Source organism: Variovorax sp. PEI5 (genome assembly GCF_056679935.1).
The window spans coordinates 3337534-3360518 of sequence record NZ_CM155257.1; the positions used below are offsets into that span (position 1 = coordinate 3337534).

The 22985-nt window shown below is 68.0% G+C and carries 20 protein-coding genes; all 20 read left to right on the forward strand.

Going from position 1 to position 22985, the window contains the following annotated elements:
• The first annotated feature begins 12 nt into the window (after window positions 1-12).
• The 20 genes from AC1MLT_RS15245 to AC1MLT_RS15340 all read left to right on the forward strand — a co-directional run bounded on the left by AC1MLT_RS15245 (window position 13) and on the right by AC1MLT_RS15340 (window position 22956).
• Window positions 13-693 carry a type IV pilus inner membrane component PilO gene (locus tag AC1MLT_RS15245; RefSeq protein WP_481033038.1) on the forward strand — a complete coding sequence of 227 codons (681 nt, stop codon included), beginning with the start codon at window positions 13-15 and terminating at the stop codon, window positions 691-693.
• Window positions 690-1232: a pilus assembly protein PilP gene (locus AC1MLT_RS15250; RefSeq protein ID WP_481033039.1), complete on the forward strand. Its 543-nt coding sequence runs from the start codon at window positions 690-692 to the stop codon at window positions 1230-1232. Before AC1MLT_RS15245 ends, AC1MLT_RS15250 begins: the two co-directional genes overlap by 4 nt.
• The gene (locus AC1MLT_RS15255; protein ID WP_481033040.1) at window positions 1229-3361 is read left to right on the forward strand and encodes a type IV pilus secretin PilQ; all 2133 of its coding nucleotides are present in this window, start codon (window positions 1229-1231) and stop codon (window positions 3359-3361) included. Before AC1MLT_RS15250 ends, AC1MLT_RS15255 begins: the two co-directional genes overlap by 4 nt.
• Window positions 3362-3402: 41 nt before the next feature.
• Window positions 3403-5157: a hypothetical protein gene (locus tag AC1MLT_RS15260; RefSeq protein ID WP_481033041.1), complete on the forward strand. Its 1755-nt coding sequence runs from the start codon at window positions 3403-3405 to the stop codon at window positions 5155-5157.
• On the forward strand, window positions 5157-5777 hold the full coding sequence (locus tag AC1MLT_RS15265) for a shikimate kinase (RefSeq protein WP_481035046.1): 621 nt from the start codon (window positions 5157-5159) through the stop codon (window positions 5775-5777). The genes AC1MLT_RS15260 and AC1MLT_RS15265 overlap by 1 nt, the downstream gene beginning before the upstream one ends.
• Window positions 5778-5846: 69 nt before the next feature.
• Window positions 5847-6983 (forward strand): 3-dehydroquinate synthase, encoded by a 1137-nt coding sequence (gene aroB, locus AC1MLT_RS15270; RefSeq protein ID WP_481033042.1) that lies wholly within the window; start codon window positions 5847-5849, stop codon window positions 6981-6983.
• Between the two features lie 57 nt (window positions 6984-7040).
• The gene (locus tag AC1MLT_RS15275) at window positions 7041-8171 is read left to right on the forward strand and encodes a deoxyguanosinetriphosphate triphosphohydrolase (RefSeq protein WP_481033043.1); all 1131 of its coding nucleotides are present in this window, start codon (window positions 7041-7043) and stop codon (window positions 8169-8171) included.
• Window positions 8168-8749, forward strand: coding sequence for a DUF1415 domain-containing protein (locus AC1MLT_RS15280; RefSeq protein WP_481033044.1), 582 nt, complete (start codon window positions 8168-8170; stop codon window positions 8747-8749). The genes AC1MLT_RS15275 and AC1MLT_RS15280 overlap by 4 nt, the downstream gene beginning before the upstream one ends.
• A gap of 46 nt (window positions 8750-8795) precedes the next feature.
• On the forward strand, window positions 8796-9749 hold the full coding sequence (locus tag AC1MLT_RS15285; protein ID WP_481033045.1) for a class I SAM-dependent methyltransferase: 954 nt from the start codon (window positions 8796-8798) through the stop codon (window positions 9747-9749).
• Window positions 9750-9763: 14 nt separating this feature from the next.
• A complete protein-coding gene (locus AC1MLT_RS15290; RefSeq protein ID WP_481033046.1) occupies window positions 9764-10462 on the forward strand; it encodes a transposase in 699 nt (232 codons plus the stop codon).
• A gap of 298 nt (window positions 10463-10760) precedes the next feature.
• A complete protein-coding gene (locus tag AC1MLT_RS15295) occupies window positions 10761-15506 on the forward strand; it encodes a glutamate synthase-related protein (RefSeq protein WP_481033047.1) in 4746 nt (1581 codons plus the stop codon).
• A gap of 40 nt (window positions 15507-15546) precedes the next feature.
• Window positions 15547-17025, forward strand: a complete 1479-nt coding sequence (locus tag AC1MLT_RS15300) for a glutamate synthase subunit beta (protein ID WP_481033048.1) — start codon at window positions 15547-15549, stop codon at window positions 17023-17025.
• A 116-nt stretch (window positions 17026-17141) separates the two neighbouring features.
• Complete coding sequence (locus AC1MLT_RS15305; protein WP_481033049.1) at window positions 17142-17990, forward strand: ABC transporter ATP-binding protein; 849 nt, start codon at window positions 17142-17144, stop codon at window positions 17988-17990.
• Window positions 17987-18769, forward strand: a complete 783-nt coding sequence (gene mlaE / locus AC1MLT_RS15310) for a lipid asymmetry maintenance ABC transporter permease subunit MlaE (protein WP_481033050.1) — start codon at window positions 17987-17989, stop codon at window positions 18767-18769. The genes AC1MLT_RS15305 and mlaE overlap by 4 nt, the downstream gene beginning before the upstream one ends.
• Before the next feature lie 12 nt (window positions 18770-18781).
• Window positions 18782-19270 (forward strand): outer membrane lipid asymmetry maintenance protein MlaD, encoded by a 489-nt coding sequence (mlaD, locus tag AC1MLT_RS15315; protein ID WP_481033051.1) that lies wholly within the window; start codon window positions 18782-18784, stop codon window positions 19268-19270.
• A complete protein-coding gene (locus AC1MLT_RS15320) occupies window positions 19267-20028 on the forward strand; it encodes an MlaA family lipoprotein (RefSeq protein ID WP_481033052.1) in 762 nt (253 codons plus the stop codon). The genes mlaD and AC1MLT_RS15320 overlap by 4 nt, the downstream gene beginning before the upstream one ends.
• 184 nt (window positions 20029-20212) lie before the next feature.
• Window positions 20213-20878 (forward strand): MlaC/ttg2D family ABC transporter substrate-binding protein, encoded by a 666-nt coding sequence (locus AC1MLT_RS15325; RefSeq protein WP_481033053.1) that lies wholly within the window; start codon window positions 20213-20215, stop codon window positions 20876-20878.
• 7 nt (window positions 20879-20885) lie between these two features.
• The gene (locus AC1MLT_RS15330) at window positions 20886-21161 is read left to right on the forward strand and encodes an STAS domain-containing protein (protein WP_481035047.1); all 276 of its coding nucleotides are present in this window, start codon (window positions 20886-20888) and stop codon (window positions 21159-21161) included.
• Between the two features lie 83 nt (window positions 21162-21244).
• Window positions 21245-22192 carry an ABC transporter ATP-binding protein gene (locus AC1MLT_RS15335; RefSeq protein ID WP_481033054.1) on the forward strand — a complete coding sequence of 316 codons (948 nt, stop codon included), beginning with the start codon at window positions 21245-21247 and terminating at the stop codon, window positions 22190-22192.
• Window positions 22192-22956, forward strand: a complete 765-nt coding sequence (locus AC1MLT_RS15340; RefSeq protein ID WP_481035048.1) for an ABC transporter permease — start codon at window positions 22192-22194, stop codon at window positions 22954-22956. The genes AC1MLT_RS15335 and AC1MLT_RS15340 overlap by 1 nt, the downstream gene beginning before the upstream one ends.
• Window positions 22957-22985: the final 29 nt, after the last annotated feature.

The window sequence follows — 22985 nt, forward strand, 5'->3', positions numbered from 1 at the left end:
GACCCCAGGACCATGCCGAAGAAAACCCCCGCGCCTCCGCCGCGCATCGATTTCGCCGCCGAGGCGCGACGCCTGGGCGACCAGTTCCGCGACCTCAATCCGAACGATCCCTCGATGTGGCCGGACGTGCCGCGCAACGTGCTGCATGTCGCGGTCGCCATCATGGTGCTGGTGGCGCTGTGGTTCGTCTGGCTGGTCAATTCCAGCGACGAGCTCGACGCCGTGCGCGCCCAGGAAGTGGCCCTGAAGGCGGACTACCAGAGCAAGGTGGCGCAGGCCGCGCGGCTCGACCTGCTGAAGAAGCAACGCGAGGAAGTCCGCCAGTACGTGACGCTCCTGGAGAAGCAGCTCCCGAGCAAGGCCGAGATGGATGCCCTGCTGTCGGACATCAACCAGGCCGGCCTGGGGCGCAGCCTGCAGTTCGAGCTGTTCCGACCGGGGCAGGTCGACGTCAAGGACTACTACGCCGAACTGCCCATCGCCATCCGCGTGACCGGCAGCTATCACGACATGGGCGCTTTTGTCGGCGACGTCGCCAACCTGTCGCGCATCGTGACCCTCAACAACCTCTCGATCGCGCCGCAGAAGGATGGCACCCTGACGATGGATGCCACCGCGCGCACCTATCGCTATCTCGACGAGGCCGAGCAGAACCTCCAGCGCCGCGCGGCCGCCTCGGGAGCGCGCAAATGAACGTCGTCCCGAAGGCCGCGTGCCTCGCCCTGATGCTCGGCGGGCTCGCCGGTTGCGCCGGCTCCGACCGGGACGACCTGCAGGCCTGGATGGCCGAGCAGCGCGCGCAGGTCAAGCCGACCATCACGCCGATCGTCCCGCCGAAGAAATTCACGCCCCAGGCCTATACGCAGGAAGCCGGCGTCGAGCCGTTCAACATCGCCAAGCTGACCCAGGCGCTGCGGCGCGACGCCGCCCAGCCCAGCACGTCGGGCCTGATCGCCCCGGAGCTGTCGCGGCGCAAGGAAGCGCTCGAATCCTTCCCGCTCGACGCCATGGAGATGGTGGGCAGCCTGCAGGGCAGCGGCCAGCCGGTGGCGCTGGTGCGCGTCGACAAGCTGATCTACCAGGTGCGCGCCGGCAACTACCTCGGCCTGAACTACGGCCGCGTGCTGCGCGTCAGCGAGAACGAGCTCACCTTGCGCGAGATCGTGCAGGACGCCTCCGGGGAATGGATCGAACGCCCGGCCACGCTGGAGTTGCAAGAGAAGTCGAAATGAATCAATTGAAAAAATCACGCCTCCTGCCCTGGCTGCGCGCCACCGGCCTCGCCGCCGGCCTGTTCGCCGCGGCGCTGGTCGCCCACGCGCAGAACGCGATCCAGGCCGTCACCAGTTCCATGCAGTCGGGCTCCGAAGTCGTGCGGATCGACCTCGCGCAGCCGCTCGCAGCCGTGCCCACCGGCTTCGTGATCCAGGCGCCGGCACGCATCGCGCTCGATTTCCAGGGCGTCACCAACGCCATCGGCCGCTCGGCGGTCGAAGTCAACCAGGGCAACCTGCGCTCCATCAATGTCGTCCAGGCCGGGGAGCGCACCCGGCTGGTGCTGAACCTCAAGCAGGCCACGGCCTATCGCACCGAGATCCAGGGCAAGTCGCTGCTGGTGTCGCTGGAGCCGGTCGCCGGCGCCGCGCTCGTGACCTCGTCGGCCAGCACCTTCGCCGAGAACCGCAACCGCGACATGCTGCCGCTGCGCGATGTCGACTTCAAGCTCGGGACCGAGAACACCGGCCGCGTGATCGTCGACCTGGCCAACAACCAGGTCGGCGTCGACATCCGCCAGCAGGGCGGCAACCTGGTGGTCGAGTTCACCAAGTCGACCCTGCCGGAGGGCCTGCGCCGCCGGCTCGACGTGACCGATTTCGGCACCCCGGTGCAGACCATCACCACGCAGCAGACCGGCGATCGCGTGCGCATGACGATCGAGCCGAAGGGCGACTGGGAGCACAGCGCCTACCAGAGCGAGAACCAGTTCGTGGTCGAGGTGCGTCCACGCAAGGTCGATCCCACCAAGCTCACGCAGGGCACCGGCTACAACGGCGAGAAGCTCTCGCTGAACTTTCAGAACATCGAGATCCGCTCCCTGCTGCAGGTGATCGCCGACTTCACGAACTTCAACATCGTGACCTCGGACTCCGTGACCGGCGCGCTGACGCTGCGACTCAAGGACGTGCCCTGGGACCAGGCGCTGGACATCATCATGCAGGCGAAGAACCTCGGCCTGCGCAAGAACGGCAGCGTGCTGTGGATCGCGCCCAAGGACGAGATCAACGCCAAGGAGAAGCTCGAGTACGAGGCCCGCGCCGCCATCCAGAACCTCGAGCCGCTGCGCACCCAGTCGTTCCAGCTGAACTACTCGAAGGCCGCGCTGGTCGAGCAGAAGCTCAACGGCGTGGGCACGTCGGCGGTCGGCGGCCTGGGCAACACCGCGCGCATCCTGAGCCCGCGCGGCAGCGTGATCTCCGAGCCGCGCACCAACCAGCTCTTCGTCTCCGACATCCCGGCGCGGCTCGCGCAGGTGGCCGAGATGATCCAGAAGCTCGACGTGCCGGCCCGCCAGGTGATGATCGAGGCACGCATCGTCGAGGCGACCGACACCTTTGGCAAGTCGCTGGGCGTGCGCCTGGGCGGCGGCGTCATCAACACCGGCAGCACCGTCGGCGCGATGCCGGTGGTGACGTCCAACGCGGTGACGAACGGCGCCTTCGCCAACACGCCGAGCGCCACCACCACCTTCACCAACAGCAACTTCGTCAACCTGCCCTCGACCGGTGTCTCGGGCAACGGCAACGCGCCGGGCACCTTCGCCGTGTCGCTGTTCAATTCCAGCTTCTCGCGCCTGCTGAACCTGGAGATCTCCGCGCTCGAGGCGGATGGCAAGGGCCGGGTGGTGTCGAGCCCCCGCGTGGTCACCGCCGACCAGACCGAGGCATTGATCGAGCAGGGCACGGAGCTGCCCTACCAGGTGGCGACCTCCAGCGGCGCGACGTCGATCGCCTTCCGCAAGGCCAACCTGGCCCTGAAGGTCACGCCGCAGATCACGCCCGAGGGCAACATCATCCTGGCGCTCGACGTCAACAAGGACACCGTGGGCCAGGCCACGACGGCCGGCTTCGCGATCAACACCAAGCACGTCAAGACCGACGTCCTGGTGGAGAACGGCGGCACGGTCGTCATCGGCGGCATCTTCGAGCTGGTGGAGCAGAACAACGAATCCCGCGTCCCGGTCCTGGGCGAGGTGCCCTACCTGGGCGCGCTGTTCCGCACCCGCACCCGCACGCTCGACAAGACCGAAATGCTGGTGTTCATCACGCCGCGGATGATCACCGACCGCAACGCCGCGCGGTGACGCGCGCACCCGTATCCGTGACGACAGGAGTAGGAAGAAGAATGACGAATCCAGATCGAATGAAGTGGGGCGCCTGCGCGCTGGCGAGCGCGCTGCTGGTGGCGGCCTGCGGCGGCGGTGGCAGTCCGAGCGTGCCGGAGGGTTCTGCGTCAGCGGGCTCGGGCACCAGCACTTCGGGCAGCGGCACCTCGACGACGACTCCGGCGGTCGCCACCCCGGTGGCGAACGACCTGATCGTCAGCCTGGCCAAGAGCGTGCTGGTCAATTCCGGCAGCGACCAGGCCACCCTGACCGTGACCGCGGTCGATGCCTCGCGCAACATCGTGGCCTCCGTTCCGGTCGCCGTCGCGCTCGACAGCAACGCGACCTTCACGCCCGATGCCGGCACGACGACCGGTGCCAACGGTGTCTACACCGGAAAGATCGCGATCGGTTCGGACAAGGCGAACCGACTGATCAACTACCGCGTGACCTCCGGCTCGCTGGTGAAGACCGGTGCCGTGAGCGTGACGGGCACGGTGATCGAATCCTCGAGCACGCCCTCGAAGCCGCGGCCCGGCGAGAGCGTCGTCCTGCGCGTCGTGGTCAGGGACTCGGCCGGCAACGGCATGGCCGGTGCGAAGGTCAATGTCAGCGGCCTGCCCGGCATCGCCATCCCCGCCCAGACGACCGACGCCGCGGGCGTCGTCAACGTCGGTTTCGTGGCGCCCGTGGTCGGCATCTACCCGGTCGCCATCGAGGGGGGCGGCGTCACGAGTTCGCTCGCCCTGCAGGTGCAGAGCGCCGTCACCGGCACCGTCGCGCCCGCGGTCGGACCGGTGTCGGGTGCCAGCGAGATCGCCACGCCGGTGGTCGTCGCCGCCAACACCATCGGCTCGACGGCCAACCAGTCCGAGATCCGGGCGCTCTTCTACGCCGCCAACAACGTGCCGATCCGGGACATGCGCGTGCGCTTCTCGCTGCAGAGCACGCCGCTCCCTGGCGAGTCCATCGCGAGCGGATCGAGCGTGGTCTACAGCGACGTGACGGGCGCGGCGCGGACGAGCTACATCGCCGCGACCAGCAGCAGTCCCACCAACGGCGTCGTCGTCCGGGCCTGCTACGACCTCAACGACTTCGCCGAGGGCACCTGCCCCAACCGCGTCGACACGACGCTCACGGTGGCGTCGAGCCCGGTCTCGCTGACCATCGGCTCCGACAACGTCATCACCAAGAACACCAGCGGCATCCAGTACATCAAGCAGTTCCAGATCCAGGCGGTCGACGCCGCGGGCAATGCCAAGGCCGACGTGCCGCTGTCGGCCGTGGTGGACATCGATGGTTACTGGAAGGGCTCGAACCCGCCCGCGCCGCCGACGCTCCTGACCAGGGACATCTGGGTCACCAACAGCAGCGGCGTCGCCGTGTTCACGAGCAAGTGGTGCGACAACGAGGACCTCAACCGCAACACCGTGCTCGATGCTGGGGAAGACACCAACCAGGATGGCGCGCTCACGCCGCGAAAATCCGACACCGCACTGAGCTTCGTCAATGGCGTCGCGAAGACGGACTCGTCGGGACTCGCGCTCATGCAGTTGAGCTATCCGCAGAACCTGGCGACGTGGCTGCGCGTGAAGATCAAGGTGACGGCCGGCGTGTCCGGCAGCGAGGGCGAGGCCACCTACACGTACGTGCTGCGTGCGGCCGAGGAGGATGCGACCAACGGTGCGTTCAGAATCCCGCCTTATGGAAGCAGCCTTGGACAACCTTCGCCCGGCGTCGACGCAAATGGCGAGGGTTGCAGAACCCCCAATTGATTGACACATCCGCCCATCCTTTCGTCCTCGTCGGTCTCCCCGGTTCCGGCAAATCCAGCGTCGGGCGCCGCCTGGCGCAGCGGCTGGATCTGCCGTTCTTCGATTCCGACACCGTGATCGAACAGCGGATCGGCTGCACGATCCGCGACTTCTTCGCCCGCGAGGGCGAGACCCGCTTTCGCGACATCGAGCAGGCCGTCATCGCCGAGCTCGCCTGCACGCGGGACGCGGTGGTGGCGACGGGGGGTGGCGCGGTGCTGCGCGAGGCCAATCGCGCCGCCTTGCGTGGTGGCGCCTATGTGATCTACCTGCACTCCATGCCGGAGGATCTCTACCGGCGGCTGCGGCACGACGTCAAGCGCCCGCTGCTGCAGGTCCAGGATCCGCTGGGCCGCCTGCGCGACCTGCACGAGGCGCGCGATCCGCTCTATCGCGCGACCGCGCACACGGTCGTCGACACCGGCCGGCCCTCGGTGGCGTCGCTGGTCCACGTCATCGCGGCGCAGCTGGAGCTGGCGGGCATGCTTGCAAGGAAGGGCGGGGCGTCCCGGCCGGAGGGCGGCGAGGCCCCCGGCGGCCCGTCCGGCCCGCCGGGCCGGCAACATCCCCGCACGCATTGAGTCCGCGGCTCGCGGGCGGCGCATGCCGGCCGGGGTACGCCTAAACTCGGTGCCATGTCCGTGCCCGCCATGTCCCCGCCTTCCATCGCTTCCGCGCCCCGCGCCGTCCCGGCTTCCCCGGCCCCCGGGCGCATCGACATCGAACTGGGCGATCGCGGCTATCCAATCCTGATCGGCGCCGGCCTGCTGGACGACGCGAGTCATCTCGAGGTCGTGCCCCGGGCGGCGAGCGCCCTGATCGTCACCAACACCACCGTCGCTCCGCTCTACGCGGCGGCCTTGCGCCGGACGCTCGAGACGCGCTTCCGGGACGTCCGCGTGGTCGAGCTCCCCGATGGCGAGGCGCACAAGGATTGGCCGACGCTCAACCTGATCTTCGATGCCCTGCTGGCCCACGGCAGCGACCGCAAGACGGTGCTGTTCGCCCTCGGCGGCGGCGTGGTCGGCGACATGACCGGCTTCGCCGCCGCCAGCTACATGCGGGGCGTGCCCTTCGTGCAGGTGCCCACGACCCTGCTGGCGCAGGTCGATTCGTCGGTCGGGGGCAAGACGGCGATCAATCACCCGCTGGGCAAGAACATGATCGGCGCCTTCTACCAGCCGCGGCTGGTGCTGTGCGACCTGGACACGCTCGCGACCCTGCCGGCGCGCGAACTCAGCGCCGGACTGGCCGAGGTCATCAAGTACGGGCCGATCCACGACATGGCGTTCCTCGACTGGATCGAGGCGAACATCGAGGCGCTGGTCGCGCGCGATCCGGCCGCGCTGGCCCACGCGGTGCGCCGCAGCTGCGAGATCAAGGCGCTGGTGGTGGCGCAGGACGAGCGCGAGACCGGCCTGCGCGCCATCCTCAATTTCGGCCACACCTTCGGCCACGCGATCGAGTCCGGCCTGGGCTATGGCGAGTGGCTGCATGGCGAGGCCGTGGGCTGCGGCATGGTGATGGCGGCGCGCCTGTCGCAGCGCCTGGGCGGCATCGATGCCGCCTTCGTGCAGCGCCTGACGCGGCTGATCGAGCGTGCCGGCCTGCCCGTGACGGCGCCGCGCCTGGGCGCCGATCGCTACCTGGAGCTGATGCGCCTCGACAAGAAATCCGAAGCCGGCGAGATCCGCTTCGTCGTGATCGACCGGCCCGGCTCGGCACGGGTGTGCGCGGCACCCGATGCGATGGTGCGCGAGGTGCTGGCCGAGTCCGGCGGCGCCTGAGGCGCGGCGGATGACTTCCCGCAATGGGCCACGCCGCGCGGCGCCCGCCACCCGCCCATGACGCTCGCACCCTACGCCAGCCATGCCGACCGGTCCCGGGGCCGACGCTACCCGGAACCGCCGGCGCCCACGCGCGACGCCTTCCAGCGCGACCGCGACCGCATCGTGCATTCGACCGCCTTCCGTCGGCTGGTCTACAAGACGCAGGTGTTCCTCAACCACGAGGGCGACCTGTTCCGCACGCGGCTGACGCACTCGCTCGAAGTCGCGCAATTGGGCCGTTCCATCGCCCGGTCGCTGCGCCTCAACGAGGACCTGGTGGAGGCCATCGCCCTGGCCCACGACCTCGGCCACACGCCATTCGGCCACGCGGGGCAGGACACGCTGCATGCCTGCATGAAGGATCATGGCGGCTTCGAGCACAACCTCCAGAGCCTGCGCATGGTCGACACGCTGGAGCAGCGCTATCCGCGCTACGACGGCCTCAACCTGAGCTTCGAGACGCGCGAGGGCATCCTCAAGCACTGCTCGCGCGGCGATGCCGAGCATCTCGAGGCCACGGAGCCCGGCGGCGTCGGCCGGCGCTTCCTGGACCGCACGCAGCCGAGCCTGGAGGCGCAGCTGTGCAACCTGGCCGATGCCATCGCCTACAACGCGCACGACATCGACGATGGCGTGCGCTCGGGCCTGATCGTCATCGAGCAGCTGGCGGAGGTCGAACTGTTCGAGCGCCATCGCCGCGAGGCCCTGGCCGAGCATCCGGACCTGGAGAGCCGCCGCGTGCTCTACGAGACGATCCGCCGCATGCTCAGCGCCCAGGTCTACGACGTCATCGATGCCACGCGCGCGGCGCTCGCGGCCAGCGCGCCGGCCGATGCCGACGAGGTCCGCCGCGCGCCGCCACTGGTGCGCTTCGACGAACCGATGCGGCGGCAGTCGGCCGAACTCAAGCGTTTCCTGTTCGCCAACCTGTACCGGCATCCGCAGGTCGTGCAGACCACCGGCCGGGCCCAGGAGGTGGTGCGCCAGCTGTTCGACATCTACCTCGCGCGGCCGCGCGAGATGCCGCCGTCCTTCGCCGACCGCGTCGACGTGCCGCGTGCCGTGGCCGACTACATCGCCGGCATGACCGACCGCTTCGCCATCCGCGAGCACGAGCGCCTCACCGGCCGGGCCTGGATGCCATGAGCACGACGACCCCGGTCCCGCAGGAGCAGGCCGTCGCCGACACGCGACGCTGGCTGGAGCGCGCCGTGATCGGCCTGAACCTGTGCCCGTTCGCCAAGGCGGTGCATGTCAAGGGACAGATCCACTACGCCGTGCACCTCGCCGAGGCGGACGACGCCGGCCTGCTCGACCAGCTGCTGGCCGAAGCGCGGGCACTGGCGGCATCGCCGGCGACCGAGCGCGACACCACCTTGCTGATCGCGCCGCACGCGCTGGCCGATTTCCTCGACTTCAACGATTTCACCGCGCGCTCCGAGCGCCGCCTGTCGCGCGCCGGCTTCGACGGCGTGCTGCAGCTGGCCAGCTTCCATCCACGCTTCCAGTTCGCCGGCACCGATGCCGACGACATCGGCAATGCGACCAACCGCGCGCCCCACCCGACATTGCATCTGCTGCGCGAGGCGAGCATCGACCGCGCCGTCGAAGCCTTCCCGGACGCCGAGGCGATCTTCGAGCGCAACATCGAGACCCTCGAAGCCCTGGGCCCGGACGGTTGGGTCGCGCTGGACGTGGGTCCCGGTGGCGCCGCGCCGCGATGACCGACCCCGTCCGCCCGCCGCCCGGGCGACACCACAGGACCCGACCATGAATTCCCCGAACGCGAACCCCGCCCGCAAGCATCCGCCGGGCCCGCCCGAACGGCTCGACAAGGCCCACCGCGCCGGCAGGATCGGCAAGACCGACCAGGCCGCCGCCGACGTGCTGCAGGAGCTGCGTCCGGGCCAGTCGATCGAGTTGCTCAAGGAACTCCACATCCTCACGCGCGAAGGCCGGCTCAACCAGGATTCGCGCCGCAAGCTCAAGCAGGTCTACCACCTGTTCCAGTTCATCGAGAAGCTGCTGCGCGAACTGCCCGGCGAAGGCGCGAACGCCACGCTGGCCGACCATGGCGCCGGCAAGTCGTACCTGGGCTTCATCGTCTACGACCTGTTCTTCAAGGCGCAGGCCGCGACGGGGCAGGGTGGTGGCGGCCATGTCTACGGCATCGAGACGCGGCGCGAGCTGACCGAGCGCTCGCGCGAGCTGGCCGCGCGCCTGGGTTTCGACCGCATGGCCTTCCTGAACCTGACGGTGGCCGAGTCCACGCATGCGCCCGAGCTGCCGCCGCGCGTCGACGTGGTGACCGCGCTGCATGCCTGCGACACCGCCACCGACGACGCCATCGCCTTCGGCCTGGCCAAGCAGGCGCGCTTCATGGTGCTGGTGCCGTGCTGCCAGGCCGAGGTGGCCGCCTGCCTGCGCCAGACCAAGGCGCTGTCGCTGTCGCGCACGCCGCTGGCCGAGTTGTGGCGCCATCCGCTCCACACCCGCGAGATCGGCAGCCAGCTGACCAACGTGCTGCGCTGCCTCTACCTGGAGGCGCGCGGCTACCAGGTGACGGTGACCGAGCTGGTCGGCTGGGAGCACAGCATGAAGAACGAACTGATCATCGCGCGTCGCACCGGCCAGCCCAAGGCGGGCGCGGCCGAGCGGCTGCACGCGCTGCTGGCGGAGTTCGGCCTGGAGACGCTGCTGGAGACGCGTTTCCGTCTCGACTGAGAAGCGCCACCGCCATGGCCCGCCTGCCCCGCCTCACGCTGGCCGATCAGCCGCACCACGTGCTCCAGCGCGGCAACAACCGCCAACCCATCTTCATCGACGATGCCGACCGGGAGCGCATGCTGACGCTGCTGGCGGAGAACGTCTCGCGCTGGGACATCGCGCTGCATGCCTACGTGCTGATGGACAACCACTTCCATCTGCTGGCGACGCCCTCGACCGCCGACGGCCTGCCGCGATTCATGCAGTCGGTCGGGCGCGGCTACGTGCGCTGGTTCAACGATCGCCATGCGCGCACCGGCACGCTGTGGGAAGGGCGCTATCGCTCGACAGTGGTCCAGGCCGAGCGCTGGCTCCTGCCATGCATGGTGTCGATCGACCTCAACCCGGTGCGCGCCGGACTGGTGGCGGACGCGTCGGCCTATCGTTGGTCGAGTCATGCGCACTATGTCGGCGTGCGCGGCGAGCGGTGGCTCTCGCCACCGCCTCAGTACTGGTCGCTGGGCAACACCCCGTTCGCGCGCGAGGCGGCGTATGCGGAGCGCGTGGCCGCCGGCATCGGCATGGCGGACCAGGCCGTGATCACCGAATCGCTGCTCCAGGGCTGGGCCGCGGGCGATCCGCGCTTCCTGGCCCGACTGCAGGAGGCGACGCCCCGGCGCATCGAGAAGATGCGGGCGGGACGACGGCCGAAGGACAGCACCGCATCCTGAGCCACGGGGGTCGAGCGCGTGTATAGCCCACGGTCGCCGAAGCGTCCGGGCGGGTCGGAGCGCACTCCATGTGGCATTTTCAATATGTCCCCAATTAATACTTGAATGGATCGTTCAAGGATTAAATGGAATCTGACCCCAATTAAAGTACTTGGCATTGTTTGTGCAACGAAATATCCTCGTCCATGGAAAGCTTTCGCCGGCTTCGGCACGACCTGCCTCGTCCCGCCGCGAGCTTTTCTTCCCCACGAGTTTCGATCGTGAAGTCGTCCCACGAAGCAATTGAAGGAGCGCGCCCATGACTACGGCTGCCGAGATCCAACACCTGGAACAGCACGGTCTGTATTCCGCCAGCAACGAACACGACGCCTGCGGTCTCGGTTTCGTCGCTCACATCAAGGGCGAGAAGCGTCACGACATCGTGACCCAGGCGCTGAAGATCCTGGAGAACATCGACCATCGCGGCGCCGTCGGCGCCGACAAGCTGATGGGTGACGGCGCCGGCATCCTGATCCAGATCCCCGACGCGCTCTACCGCGCCGAGATGGCCGCGCAGGGCGTCGAACTCCCGCCCTATGGCGAATATGGCGTCGGCATGATCTTCCTGCCCAAGGAGCATGCCTCGCGCATGGCCTGCGAGCAGGAGATGGAGCGCGCCATCAAGGCCGAGGGCCAGGTGCTCCTGGGCTGGCGCGACGTGCCGGTCAACCGCGACATGCCGATGTCGCCCGCCGTCAAGAAGACCGAGCCGATCCTGCGCCAGGTCTTCATCGGCCGTGGCAGCGACGTCATCGTGCAGGACGCGCTGGAACGCAAGCTCTACGTCATCCGCAAGACGGCCAGCGCCAACATCCAGAACCTCGCGCTCAAGCACAGCAAGGAATACTACGTTCCGAGCATGTCGAGCCGCACGGTGGTCTACAAGGGCCTGCTGCTGGCCGACCAGGTGGGCGTGTACTACCTCGACCTGTCCGACGAGCGCTGCGTCTCGGCCATCGGCCTGGTGCACCAGCGCTTCTCGACCAACACCTTCCCCAAGTGGCCGCTGGCCCACCCCTACCGCTATGTCGCCCACAACGGCGAGATCAACACGGTGCGCGGCAACTACAACTGGATGAAGGCGCGCGAGGGCGTGATGTCGTCGCCGGTGCTCGGTCCCGACCTGAAGAAGCTCTATCCGATCAGCTTCGCCGGCCAGTCCGACACCGCCACCTTCGACAACTGCCTCGAACTCATGACCATGGCCGGCTATCCGATCAGCCAGGCCGTGATGATGATGATCCCCGAGCCCTGGGAGCAGCACGGCACCATGGACGAGCGCCGCCGCGCGTTCTACGAGTACCACGCCGCCATGATGGAGCCGTGGGACGGCCCGGCCTCGATCGTCTTCACCGACGGCCGCCAGATCGGCGCCACGCTCGACCGCAACGGCCTGCGTCCCTCGCGCTACTGCGTGACCGACGACGACCTCGTCATCATGGCCTCCGAGTCCGGCGTGCTGCCGGTGCCCGAGCAGAAGATCGTGCGCAAGTGGCGCCTGCAGCCCGGCAAGATGTTCCTGATCGACCTGGAGCAGGGTCGCATGATCGACGACGACGAGCTCAAGGCCTATGTCGTCAACACCAAGCCCTACAAGCAGTGGATCGAGAACCTGCGCATCAAGCTCGACAGCGTCGAGGCGCCAGCGGCCGAGCCGCCGCGCAGCGAGGTCTCGCTGCTGGATCGCCAGCAGGCCTTCGGCTACACGCAGGAGGACATCAAGTTCCTGCTCAGCCCGATGGCGCAGGCCGGCGAGGAGGGCATCGGCTCGATGGGCAACGACAGCCCGCTGGCGGTGCTCTCGAGCAAGAACAAGCCGCTCTACAACTACTTCCGCCAGATGTTCGCGCAGGTCACGAACCCGCCGATCGATCCGATCCGCGAAGCCATCGTGATGTCGCTCAACAGCTTCATCGGCCCGAAGCCCAACCTGCTGGACATCAACCAGGTGAACCCGCCGATGCGGCTGGAGGTGAGCCAGCCGGTCCTCGACTTCGCCGACATGGCCAAGCTGCGCAACATCGAGCAGCACACGCAGGGCAAGTTCCGCTCGACCACGCTCGACATCACCTACCCGGCCGACTGGGGCCGCGAGGGCGTCGAGGCCAAGCTGGCATCGCTGTGCGCCGAGGCGGTCGACGCCATCAAGGGCGGCAGCAACATCCTGATCGTCAGCGACCGCGGCGTCAGCGCGACGCAGGTCGCGATCCCGGCCCTGCTGGCGTCGAGCGCCATCCACCAGCATCTGGTGCGCGAGGGCCTGCGCACCACCACCGGCCTGGTGGTGGAGACCGGCAGCGCGCGCGAGGTGCACCATTTCGGCGTGCTGGCGGGCTATGGCGCCGAAGCCGTGCACCCCTACCTCGCCATGGAGACCCTGGCCCAGCTGCACGCCGACCTCAGTGGCGACCTGTCGGCCGACAAGGCGATCTACAACTACGTCAAGGCGATCGGCAAGGGCCTGTCGAAGATCATGTCCAAGATGGGCGTGTCGACGTACATGAGCTACTGCGGCGCGCAGCTGTTCGAGGCCATCGGCCTGAACAGCGTCACGGCCGACAAGTACTTCACCGGCACCGCCAGCCGTGTCGAGGGCATCGGCGTCTTCGAGATCGCCGAGGAGGCGCTGCGCATGCACGCCGCCGCCTTCGGCGACGACCCGATCCTGGCCAACATGCTCGATGCCGGTGGCGAATACGCCTGGCGCACCCGCGGCGAGGACCACATGTGGACCCCCGACGCCATCGCCAAGCTGCAGCACAGCACGCGCGCCAACAACTGGAGCACCTACAAGGAATACGCCCAGATCATCAACGACCAGAACCGCCGCCACATGACGCTGCGCGGCCTGTTCGAGTTCAAGCTCGATCCGGCCCAGGCCATTCCCGTGGAGGAGGTCGAGTCGGCGGCCGACATCGTCAAGCGCTTCGCCACCGGCGCCATGTCGCTGGGATCGATCTCGACCGAGGCGCACGCGACCCTGGCCGTGGCGATGAACCGCATCGGCGGCAAGAGCAACACGGGCGAGGGCGGCGAGGACCCGAACCGCTATCGCAACGAGTTGAAGGGCATCCCGATCAAGGTCGGCGACACACTCAAGAGCGTGATCGGCGAGGCCAACGTCGAGGTCGACCTGGATTTGAAGGTCGGTGATTCGCTGCGCTCGAAGATCAAGCAGGTGGCCTCGGGGCGCTTCGGCGTGACGGCCGAGTACCTGAGCTCGTCCGACCAGATCCAGATCAAGATGGCCCAGGGCGCCAAGCCCGGCGAGGGCGGCCAGCTGCCCGGCGGCAAGGTCACCGAGTACATCGGCAAGCAGCGCTACTCGGTGCCCGGCGTGGGCCTCATCAGCCCGCCGCCGCACCACGACATCTACTCGATCGAGGACCTGGCGCAGCTCATCCACGACCTGAAGAACGTCGCCCCGCACGCCAGCATCAGCACCAAGCTGGTCAGCGAAGTGGGCGTGGGCACCGTGGCCGCGGGCGTGACCAAGTGCAAGAGCGACCACATCGTGATCGCCGGCCACGACGGCGGCACCGGCGCCTCGCCCTGGTCGTCGATCAAGCATGCCGGCGGTCCGTGGGAGATCGGCCTGGCCGAGACGCAGCAGACGCTGGTGCTCAACCGCCTGCGCGGTCGCGTGCGCGTGCAGGCCGACGGCCAGATGAAGACCGGCCGCGACGTCGCCATCGGCGCGCTGCTGGGCGCCGACGAATTCGGCTTCGCGACCGCGCCGCTGATCGTCGAAGGCTGCATCATGATGCGCAAGTGCCACCTCAACACCTGCCCGGTGGGCGTGGCCACGCAGGACCCGGTGCTGCGCCAGAAGTTCTCCGGCAAGCCCGAGCACGTCGTCAACTACTTCTTCTTCGTCGCCGAGGAAGTGCGCCAGATCATGGCGCAGCTGGGCATCCGCAGGTTCGACGACATGATCGGCCGCGCCGACCTGCTCGACATGAAGAAGGGCATCGCGCACTGGAAGGCCAGCGGCCTGGACTTCAGCCGCCTGTTCGCGATGCCCATCGTGCCGGACGACGTGCCGCGCTACCACGTCGAGAACCAGGACCATGGCCTGGAGCACAACCTCGACACCAAGCTCATCGAGAAGTCGCGCGCGGCCATCGACAAGGGCGAGAAGGTGCAGTTCATCGAGGTGGTGCGCAACGTCAACCGCACGGTCGGCGCCAAGCTGTCGGGCGCGCTCACGCGGGTGCATCCGGAAGGCCTGCCCGACGATTCCATCCGCATCCAGCTCGAAGGCACGGGCGGGCAGTCGTTCGGCGCCTTCCTGGCGCGCGGCATCACGCTCTACCTGATCGGCGATGCCAACGACTACACCGGCAAGGGCCTCTCGGGCGGCCGCATCGTGGTGCGCCCGAGCCTGGATTTCCGGGGCGAGGCGGTGCGCAACACCATCGTCGGCAATACCGTGATGTATGGCGCCACCACCGGCGAGGCCTACTTCTGCGGCGTCGCCGGCGAGCGCTTCGCGGTGCGGCTGTCGGGCGCGACGGCGGTCGTCGAGGGCACCGGCGACCACGGCTGCGAGTACATGACCGGCGGCACGGTCGCCGTGCTGGGCAAGACCGGCCGCAACTTCGCCGCCGGCATGAGCGGCGGCGTCGCCTTCGTGTACGACGAGGACGGCCAGTTCGCCTCGCGCTGCAACCTGTCGATGGTGTCGCTGGAGAAGGTGCTGACCAAGGCCGAGCAGACCGCCACGGTCGATCGCGGCACCTGGCACAACGGCATGACCGACGAGGCTCAGCTGCGCAAGCTGCTGGAGGACCACCACCGCTGGACCGGCAGCAAGCGCGCGCGCGAGCTGCTCGACGACTGGACCGTCAACCGCACCAGGTTCGTCAAGGTGTTCCCCAACGAGTACAAGCGCGCGCTCGGCGAGATCCACTATCGCAAGACGCTCGCCACCTCGACCGGCAACGACGCCCAGGCCGGCCTGCAGCCGGGCGTGACCCAGGCCCGCAAGCCCGCCGCGGTCTGACGACGGCGATCCCGCAGAACCAAGAACCAAGGACAGCACGATGGGAAAGATCACCGGCTTCATGGAATACGAGCGCATCGAGGAGGGCTACAAGCCGCCCGAGGAGCGCCTGAAGCACTACAAGGAATTCGTCGTCGGCCTGGATGCCAAGCAGGCCCAGGTCCAGAGCGCGCGCTGCATGGACTGCGGCACGCCGTTCTGCAACAGCGGCTGCCCGGTCAACAACATCATTCCGGACTTCAACGACCTGGTGTATCGCGACGACTGGCAGAACGCCTTCGCCGTGCTCGATTCGACCAACAACTTCCCGGAATTCACCGGCCGCATCTGCCCCGCACCCTGCGAGGCGGCCTGCGTGCTCAACGTGAACGACGACGCGGTGGGCATCAAGTCGATCGAGCACGCGATCATCGACCGCGCCTGGGACGAGGGCTGGGTCAAGCCGCGCGTGGCCAAGCACAGGACCGGCAAGAAGGTCGCCGTGGTGGGCGCCGGACCGGCCGGCATGGCGGCGGCCCAGCAGCTCGCCCGCGTCGGCCACGACGTGACATTGTTCGAGAAGAACGATCGCGTGGGCGGCCTGCTGCGCTATGGCATCCCCGACTTCAAGATGGAGAAGACGCACATCGACCGCCGCGTCGAGCAGATGAAGGCCGAGGGCGTGACCTTCCGCCTGGGCGTGGTCGTGGGCGCGGCCAAGGACCCCATGGGCAAGGGCTCCAAGGTCACCAACTGGGCCAAGGAGACCATCACGCCCGAGCAGCTCGACCAGGAGTTCGATGCCGTGCTGCTGACCGGCGGCGCCGAGCAGTCGCGCGACCTGCCCGCGCCGGGCCGCGAACTCGACGGCATCCACTTCGCGATGGAGTTCCTGCCGCAGCAGAACAAGGTCAATGCCGGCGACAAGCTGAAGAACCAGCTGCGCGCCGAGGGCAAGCACGTCATCGTCATCGGTGGCGGCGACACCGGCAGCGACTGCGTGGGCACCAGCAACCGCCACGGCGCCGCCAGCGTCACGCAGTTCGAGCTGATGCCGCAGCCTCCGGAGGAGGAGAACCGTCCCATGACATGGCCCTACTGGCCGTACAAGCTGCGCACCAGCTCCAGCCACGAGGAGGGCTGCGAGCGCGAATTCGCCATCTCGACCAAGGAATTCATCGGCGACGGCAAGAAGATCACCGGCCTGAAGACCGTCCGCGTCGAGTGGAAGGACGGCAAGATGGTCGAGGTGCCGGGCAGCGAGCAGATCCTGAAGGCCGACCTGGTCCTGCTGGCGATGGGCTTCGTGAGCCCGGTGGCCAGCGTGCTGGATGCCTTCGGCATCGAGAAGGACGGCCGCGGCAATGCCAAGGCGACGGTCGACTTCACCGGTGGCTACGCCACCAGCGTGCCCAAGGTCTTCGCCGCCGGCGACATCCGGCGCGGCCAGTCGCTCGTGGTGTGGGCGATCCGCGAGGGTCGCCAGGCCGCGCGCTCGGTCGACGAGTTCCTGATGGGCTACAGCGACCTTCCGCGATAGCCTTACGCTCCGGCGGGATCGGGCGTCGCATCGCCCCCACGCCGGCTCCTTTATCATGGAGTCAACCGCAAGCCGGGATTTCCCTTAAATCAAGGGCACCCGGCTTTTTCTTTTCGATGGACGCCAGCACTTCCCCACCTCCCTCCTTGGTCGAATTCCGCGACGTGACCTTCGGTTATGGCGAACGCGCCATCCTGGACGGCGTGTCGTTCGACATCCCGCGCGGCAAGGTCACGGCGCTCATGGGCGCCTCGGGCGGTGGCAAGACCACGGTGCTGCGCCTGATCGGCGGCCAGCTGCGCGCGCGGGGCGGCGCGGTGCTGCTCGATGGCGCCGATGTCGGGCGCATGGACAGCGCGGCGCTCTACGCGGCGCGGCGTCGCATGGGCATGCTGTTCCAGTTCGGCGCGCTGTTCACCGACATGAGCGTGCTCGACAACGTCGCCTTCCCGCTGCGCGAGCACACCCAACTGCCCGAGCCCCTGGTGCGCGACATCGTCCTCATGAAGCTCGACGCCGTCGGCCTGCGGGGCGCCCGCGACCTCATGCCCAGCGAAGTCTCCGGCGGCATGGCGCGACGCATCGCGCTGGCGCGCGCCATCGCGCTCGATCCCGATCTGGTGATGTACGACGAGCCCTTCGCCGGCCTCGACCCGATCTCGCTGGGCACCGCCGCGCGCCTGATCCGCCAGCTCAACGACACACTCGGACTGACCAGCGTCATCGTCTCGCACGACCTGGAGGAGACCTTCCGCATCGCCGACCACGTTGTCATCCTGGCCAATGGCGGCGTCGCCGCCCAGGGCACGCCGGACGTCGTGCGGCGCAGCACCGATCCGCTGGTGCACCAGTTCGTCCACGCGCTGCCCGACGGGCCGGTGCGTTTCCACTATCCCGGAGTCAGCGTCGAGGACGACTTCGGCCCCGCGCACCACGTGCCGGTGGTTCCGAAGGAGCGGTCATGAGTCTCTGGAAGCCGGCCGACCTGGGCTTCGCCGTGCGCGGCAAGCTGGCCGACATCGGCCGTGGCGCGCGCCTGTTCCTGCAACTGGCGCGCCATGGCGGCGCGGCGCTGCGCCGTTTCGGCCTGGTGCGCGACCAGATCCATTTCCTGGGCAACTACTCGCTCGCGATCATCGCCGTCTCCGGCCTGTTCGTGGGCTTCGTGCTGAGCCTGCAGGGCTACAACCTGCTGCAGCGCTTCGGCTCGGCCGAGGCGCTGGGCCTGGTGGTGGCGCTCGGCCTGCTGCGCGAACTGGGGCCGGTGATCGCGGCGCTGCTGTTCGCCGGCCGCGCCGGCACCGCGCTGACGGCGGAGATCGGCCTGATGAAGGCCGGCGAGCAGCTCAGCGCCATGGAGATGATGGCGGTCGACCCGGTGCGACGCGTACTGGCGCCACGCTTCTGGGGCGGCGTCATCGCGATGCCGCTGCTGGCGTCGGTCTTCAGCGCCGTCGGCATCCTGGGCGGATACATCGTCGGCGTGGTGCTGCTGGGGGTCGACCCCGGCGCCTACTGGGGCCAGATGCAGAGCGGGGTCGACGTCTGGACCGACGTCGGCAACGGCCTCATCAAGAGCATCGTCTTCGGCATCACCGTCACCTTCGTGGCGGTGCACCAGGGCTACGAGGCGCTGCCCACCCCCGAGGGCGTCTCGCGCGCCACGACCCGTACGGTGGTCGTGGCTTCGCTGGCCGTGCTCGGTCTCGACTTCCTGTTGACCGCGCTGATGTTCAGCGTCTAGGAGAACCATCCCATGCAACGTTCCAGCAACGACATCTGGGTCGGCCTGTTCGTGCTGATCGGCGGAGCGGCCCTGCTGTTCCTCGCCCTTCAGTCGGCCAACCTGCTCAATCTCAATTTCCAGAAGACCTATGCCGTGACGGCGCGCTTCGACAACATCGGCGGCCTGAAGCCCAAGGCCGCGATCCGCAGCGCCGGCGTGGTGGTGGGACGCGTCGATTCGATCCGCTTCGACGACAAGACCTTCCAGGCCAATGTCGACCTGGCGCTGCAGAGCAGCTACAAGTTCCCCAAGGACAGCTCGCTCAAGATCCTGACCAGCGGCCTGCTCGGCGAGCAGTACATCGGCATCGAAGCCGGCGCCGAGGAGAAGAACCTCGAAGCCGGCGATACCATCACCGCCACCCAGTCCGCGGTCGTGCTGGAGAACCTCATCAGCCAGTTTCTCTTCAGCAAGGCGGCCGAAGGAAGCGACGCGCCAGAAAAGAATCCCAAGAAATGAATCCGCGAATCCTCCCCCATCCCCGCGCCCTCCCTGTCCGCCGCCGCTCGCTGCGCCTGGCCGGCGCTCTCGGCATGCTGGTGCTGGCCACCGGCTGCGCCACCGGTCCGCGCCCCACGGCATCGAATCCGGCCGATCCGTTCGAGCCCTTCAACCGCAACGTCTCGCGCTTCAACGATGTCGTCGACGACAACGTCCTGGTGCCCGTCGCCACCGCCTATCGCAAGGTGCTGCCGTCGCCGGTGCGCTCGGGCGTCAACAACTTCTTCAGCAACCTCGGCGACGTCTGGAACTTCGCCAACAACGTGGCCCAGCTGAAGGCCCAGGACAGCGCCGAGACCTTCATGCGCCTGAACGTCAACACCATCCTCGGGCTCGGCGGCCTGCTCGATGTCGCGACGGAACTGGGCATCGACCGCCATTCGGAGGACTTCGGCCAGACGCTCGGCCGCTGGGGCGTGCCGTCGGGTCCGTATGTCGTGCTGCCGTTGCTCGGTCCCTCCACCCTGCGCGACACCGCCGCATTGCCGGTGGACGTGCAGGGCGACATGCTGCACCAGATCTCCGACGTGCCGGCGCGCAATTCGCTGTACGTGCTGCGCGTGGTCGACCTGCGCTCGAACTACCTGCGCGCCAGCCAGCTCATCGGCGACGCGGCGCTCGACCGCTACTCCTTCACGCGCGATGCCTACCTGCAGCGTCGCCGCAGCGAGGTCTTCGACGGCAATCCGCCGGACGACGGAAGCGGCGCGGACTGACGGCGGATGGCGGCGACCTTGCATAAGGTTGCAACATGGCGAGCGGCTCCGGAACCACCTCGACAGGATCGTTTCCAACCTTCCTGCGGAGCGCTCCGATTCCGCCCATGCATTGCATGGCGCCGATTCCGCCCCATGTGCCATCCACATCCCTCGAATCATTGACCCAGGAAATGTCCCGATCATGAAATCAAACGCTACCGTCACCGTGCAACGCCGCTTCCTGGGACGCATCGTCCTGGCCAGCGCCGTGCTCTTCAGTGGCGCCGCCATGTTCACCGGTTCCGCGCGTGCCGCCGACGAGACGCCCGATGCCCTGGTCCAGCGGATCTCGGGCGACGTGCTGGCCACCATCAAGGCCGACAAGTCCATCAAGGCCGGCGACATCGGCAAGATCATGGTGCTGGTCGACAGCAAGATCATGCCGAACGTGAATTTCCAGCGCATGACGGCCTCGGCCGTCGGCCCGGCCTGGCGCACGGCGACGCCGGAGCAGCAGAAGCGGCTGCAGGAGGAGTTCAAGACGCTGCTCGTGCGCACCTATGCCGGTGCCCTCGACCAGGTGAGCGACCAGAGCGTGACGGTGCGGCCGTTCCGTGGTTCGCCCAACGACAAGGAAGTCCTGGTGCGCACCGAGATCCGTGGCGGTGGCGATCCCGTGCAGCTCGACTACCGGCTCGAGAAGACCCCGGGCGAGGGCGGCGGCTGGAAGGTCTACAACCTGAACGTCCTGGGCGTATGGCTGGTCGACACCTACCGCACCCAGTTCTCGCAGCAGATCAACAGCAAGGGCATCGACGGTCTGATCGCCGCCCTGGCCTCGCGCAACAAGAGCAACGGAAGCAACTGAGGTGAACATGCTGGTCCTGCCCGCCGTGCTGCGCCATGACGAGGCGCCGGCCTGCATGCGCATGCTGCAGCAGGGCCTGGCGGCGCAGTCGCCGGAGTCGGTGGCCGTCGTCGATGCCACCGCGCTGGCGCAGTTCGACTCCTCGGCGCTGGCCGTGCTGCTCGAATGCCGGCGCGAAGCGGCCGCGCACGGGCGTGATTTCGCCGTCAAGGGCCTCTCGCCGCGCCTGCGCGAACTCGCCACGCTCTATGGCGTGGCCGGACTGCTGCCCAGCGCGACCTAGGCCTTCGGGCGACAATGCGTGCCCGGCGGGTATCCCCGCATCCCTCTGAACCGACCACCTCCCCGTAAAATCGCGGGCTCCCCATGTCCGCGATCTCCTTCCAGTCGGTCTCCAAGACCTATCCCCCCTCACGCCATCAGCAATCGCAGGGCCTGCCCGGCCTGAAGGCCGTCGACAACGTCGCCTTCGAGATCGAGGAGGGCGAGTTCTTCGGTCTCCTCGGCCCCAACGGCGCCGGCAAGACGACCCTGATCAGCATGCTCGCCGGCCTGGCGCGGCCCACGACCGGCGCGATCGCCGTGCATGGCTTCGACGTCCAGCGCGACTATGCGCAGGCGCGTCGCCATCTGGGCATCGTGCCGCAGGAGCTGGTGTTCGATCCGTTCTTCAACGTGCGCGAATCGCTGCGCATCCAGTCGGGCTACTTCGGCATCAAGAACAACGACGCCTGGATCGACGAGCTTCTGCAGAACCTCGGCCTGGCCGACAAGGCCACGGCCAACCTGAGGCAGCTCTCCGGCGGCATGAAGCGGCGCGTGCTCGTCGCCCAGGCCCTGGTGCACAAGCCGCAGGTCATCGTGCTGGACGAGCCGACCGCCGGCGTCGACGTCGAGCTGCGGCAGACGCTCTGGCAGTTCGTCGCCCGCCTCAATCGCGAGGGCAGCACCGTGCTGCTGACCACCCACTACCTCGAGGAGGCGGAGGCGCTCTGCCACCGCATCGCCATGCTCAAGCAGGGCCGCGTGATCGCGCTCGACCGCACCAGCGAACTGCTGCGCGCGGCCGCCAGCAACGTGCTGCGCTTCAAGACCGATGCCGAACTGCCTTGGGAGATCGCCCGGCAAGCCCGCATCACGGGGCGCATCGTGCAATTGCCGGCGCACAACGCGCACGAGGTCGAGCAGCTGCTCGTCGCCTTGCGCGAGGCCGGCGTCGCCGTCGAGGACGTCGAGATGCGCAAGGCCGACCTGGAGGATGTCTTCATCGACCTGATGGCCGGCGAGCAGACGCCCCTGGAGGTCGCGCGATGATGCTGCATCCCACGGGCTGGCTGGCGCTGCTCTACAAGGAGACGCTGCGCTTCTGGAAGGTCGGCTTCCAGACCGTCGGCGCCCCGGTGCTCACCGCGGTGCTCTACCTGATGGTCTTCGGCCACGTGCTCGAGGGCCATGTCAAGGTCTACGGGTCGGTCAGCTACACCGCCTTCCTGATCCCCGGCCTGGTGATGATGAGCGTGCTGCAGAACGCGTTCGCCAACAGTTCGTCCTCGATCGTGCAGAGCAAGATCATGGGCAGCCTGGTGTTCGTGCTGCTCACGCCGCTGTCGCACTGGGGCTGGTTCTTCGCCTATGTCGGTTCGTCCGTCATCCGCGGACTCGCCGTGGGGCTGGGCGTGTTCGTCGTGACGCTATTCTTCGCGGTGCCCGATTTCGTGGCGCCGGCGTGGATCGTGGTGTTCGCTTTCCTCGGAGCCGCGATCCTCGGCACCCTGGGCGTCATCGCCGGATTGTGGGCCGAGAAGTTCGACCAGATGGCGGTGTTCCAGAACTTCCTCATCATGCCCATGACCTTTCTGTCGGGCGTGTTCTATTCGATCGGCTCGCTGCCACCCTTCTGGCAGGGCGTGAGCCATCTCAACCCGTTCTTCTACATGATCGACGGCTTCCGCTATGGCTTCTTCGGCGTCAGCGACATCTCGCCGTGGGTGAGCCTGGCCATCGTCGGTGGCGCGTGGCTGGCGGTCAGCGCCCTGGCCGTGCACCTGCTGCGCATCGGCTACAAGATCCGCGGCTGACCCGATCCGCCCCGACCGAGCCCTCCGGT